The organism is Subtercola boreus (genome assembly GCF_003399635.1).
GTDB classification, from domain to species: domain Bacteria; phylum Actinomycetota; class Actinomycetes; order Actinomycetales; family Microbacteriaceae; genus Subtercola; species Subtercola boreus_B.
The window spans coordinates 1-2,887 of the sequence record NZ_NBXB01000090.1; the positions used below are offsets into that span (position 1 = coordinate 1).

Consider the following 2,887-nt stretch of genomic DNA (forward strand, 5'->3'; position numbering starts at 1 on the left):
AGGATGCAGGACTGGCCTCAATCATCCGCAGCGACATCCGCAGATCGTCGGCGTTTCGTTCCGCAGCAGCGCGCAGCTGACGTTCCGAATCGATCTGCACCTGGAGCAAGTGCACCTGCTGCTCCAGCGCAAGTACACGGTTATCGTCTTTTTGCCCTAGGGCATGCTCTGGTGCATCGGAGACTTGCACTGGGGCAGTGCCCTGGTGCATTTTTGGTGCAAAACCTTCGGCCAAGAGATCGGTGACTGGTATCAGCCAGAGGCCTTGAGAGTTTTGGTGAGCATTCGGAAAAGCACCCGCTGCGCGGCGCCGCTTTATTGTGTCTCTCGACACTCCACATTCGAATGCGGCACGGCTGATAGGCCAGGACGGACGTTCAGCCGTCGCTATGTTCACGTTTTTTGGCATACTCACCGGCCTTCTGAGCTGCATTGATAGAAACATTTAGCCGTTCTGCAATTTCTCTCCACAGGAGCCCGTCTTCTCGCCATCGCAGGATCTGTTCCCCCCGAGCTTTCCGGGCGGCCTCGTAGCTGAGGCGGGGTTCTGCGGCAATGCGCCGAATCGTTCTTTCCGAGGAACCTAACCGCTCCGCAGCTTCCTTGGCAGTGATCTTTCTGCGCTGGGGCATCTCGGCACTCAACGCAGAATCTCCCTTGCTTGCTGACGACTGAAAGTTCTTTTTTGAGCGGCACGAGCACTACGTCGGGTTTGGTTTTCGATGCTCGCCCAGCTGGCTCGATTTCGAGCTGTTTGTTCTGGAGTGATGTTGCGTCTTGTCCAGCGGGCGACGGATCGAGCGAGGTGGGTTACTTCGTTGTGATCGAGGGGAACGGCAAATTCGGCGTTGACGTTGAGTGCGTAGGCCAGGGTGGTTTCTTCCCAGATCGTGGCGTGGTCAGTCCAGTACCGGCTGATTGCGGGGTAAGCCCACTGGCGGACTCGGTTGAAGAGTGCGACGTTTCGGCCAAGGCCGCTGTTCTCGGCTGCTTTCCGAGGAAGTGAACGCGGAAAGAGATCGCCGAGACCTTCGGCCAGTTGGCCAAGTGTGTAGGGGGTTTCTGGACCCCAAAAAGTTTCCCAGTGCTCGTGTAGCGGGTTCTTCGTCAGCAGGCCGGCGTAGCCGGCGTCTCCATCGAGTGCATGCGTTAGGCCGGCCTCAACTCGGGCAGCAAACTTCATCGGTTCGATGCGGGCGCTATCGGTTCTGCAGACCGGTGTTTCGAGTACCCACCCCACATGGCCATGCCCGTTTTCTGGGTTGATCGATACCCAGGACGGATCGGGGTGAACTGCGGGCCGCCAGAACGATTTCAGCAGCGCGTCCTCGTGGTCAACATCGACCACCAACATCGAAAGCAACGCCCGAGGGGAAGCTTCCACGTAACGCCGTGTGCGGGCCGTAGGACGGTTTTCACGTCTGACCCCTAACGAGAGGTCGTCGGTAGCGAGCGGAGCCCGAGGAAGCCACGCGGCATCCCACAAGTCCGGAGTGAAGGTCATGCGGCAACGCTATGGCCGGTTTCTCATATGAGAAGTAGGACACACCCTTAATCAGATACTTCCGATTTTGGGCCTGATCTTCCGCGGATCCCTCCGAGCTAAAACTCTTCTTCTCGACTCTTCCCCTGCGAAACTTTTTTACTTTCTTGAGCTCCGCCTGCTGCGTCATGCTCCTGGTTGTTATGTGGCCTTGTCCTGGACTGTTTCAGCCAGCCCAAAATTTTTTGCGGCTCGTTTTCGAGCTGCGCTGTCCGGCACACCTCTGGCATCTTTTCGAGCTCGCCAACGGATGCACGTATGCTACGGCGCTCCTAAGCTCGAAAACCGTTGTCAGAGATAGCCGATTACGTCTGCTGAAACCTCTGCGGTGACCTCACCAGGGAACGGCATTGCGTTGGGGAGCAAGCTGTCGACTTAGGTACCCTAAGTCGCTTTTCCGTGGAGCAAGCTGTCGGTTTACCGCTGGTAACTCGGCTTGACTCCGTGGGAGGGTCCCCGTTTCGGGTTCGCTGCGCTGGGCTGCTGCCGCACACGCGGAGCGTGTTTGCCACCAATGGACGGGGTCGTAATGAGCGACCGAGTGGCATCAGGGAAAGTACGTTTCTCGTACGCGAAAAGTGCATGAGCTCGAGGTGGCTGCAACGCCGGACGGGCGGTGGTTCATTCAGATACCGGAGCTAGATCGAGGCGCGGCAGCGAAAAGCTCGAAAAAATCGGCTCATCCCTCTGCTTAAGGTGAAGTCTGTTCAAAATCAGGCAACCCACTCAAAGCCTGGATTGCTTGTTCTCGCGAGATTCCCTGTCCAAGACACCATTGGGAAAAGCGCCTTGGAGAAATGATTTTCGGCTTTGTTGTGAACTCGATTTTGTCGGCAGCTAGTTTTGCCGCGACGAACTTTCGCAGGGAGTTAAGCGATATCAGCCAGGCGATTGCTAGCACGTAGAAAAGCAGTGAAGACACCAGATTAATCACGCCCAATACAGAACGAATTTGAGGCGGTGCACTGACATGCCAAATGCCAGCGATCCAAGAAATTGGCAACGTAATTGCGTAGGCAATGAGGGGCCAGTGTGCTCGTAAAGCTCGCTTGGCGAAAGCCGTACCAGCGACGAGTGTCCAATTTTTGATGAAACGTTTATAGATGGCGTGCTCCAGGATCGGTTCAGACTTTTTATGGCCTAGCGATTAGCGCGACGAGTCCACCAACGCTTTGGCCTCGACTCATCGGAAATCGCTGCTGTCGGAGATGGCAACGAGGATGCAGGACTGGCCTCAATCATCCGCAGCGACATCCGCAGATCGTCGGCGTTTCGTTCCGCAGCAGCGCGCAGCTGACGTTCCGAATCGATCTGCACCTGGAGCAAGTGCACCTGCTGCTCCAG

General features: G+C 56.6%; 3 protein-coding genes. All 3 read right to left on the reverse strand.

Going from position 1 to position 2,887, the window contains the following annotated elements:
• Positions 1–377: 377 nt before the first annotated feature.
• Positions 378–632: a replication protein RepB gene (locus tag B7R22_RS18615; RefSeq protein ID WP_116413168.1), complete on the reverse strand. Its 255-nt coding sequence runs from the start codon at positions 630–632 to the stop codon at positions 378–380.
• An 8-nt stretch (positions 633–640) separates the two neighbouring features.
• On the reverse strand, positions 641–1,504 hold the full coding sequence (locus tag B7R22_RS18620; protein ID WP_116413169.1) for a replication initiation protein: 864 nt from the start codon (positions 1,502–1,504) through the stop codon (positions 641–643).
• 1,179 nt (positions 1,505–2,683) lie between these two features.
• On the reverse strand, positions 2,684–2,887 hold a 204-nt coding region (locus tag B7R22_RS19615; protein WP_216363542.1), incomplete at its 5' end, for a hypothetical protein.

Bases quoted from the DNA above. Each gene is read 5' to 3' on its own strand.
- B7R22_RS18615 (WP_116413168.1), bottom strand. From the start codon at position 632: ATGCCCCAGCGCAGAAAGATCACTGCCAAGGAAGCTGCGGAGCGGTTA.
- B7R22_RS18620 (WP_116413169.1), bottom strand. From the start codon at position 1,504: ATGACCTTCACTCCGGACTTGTGGGATGCCGCGTGGCTTCCTCGGGCT.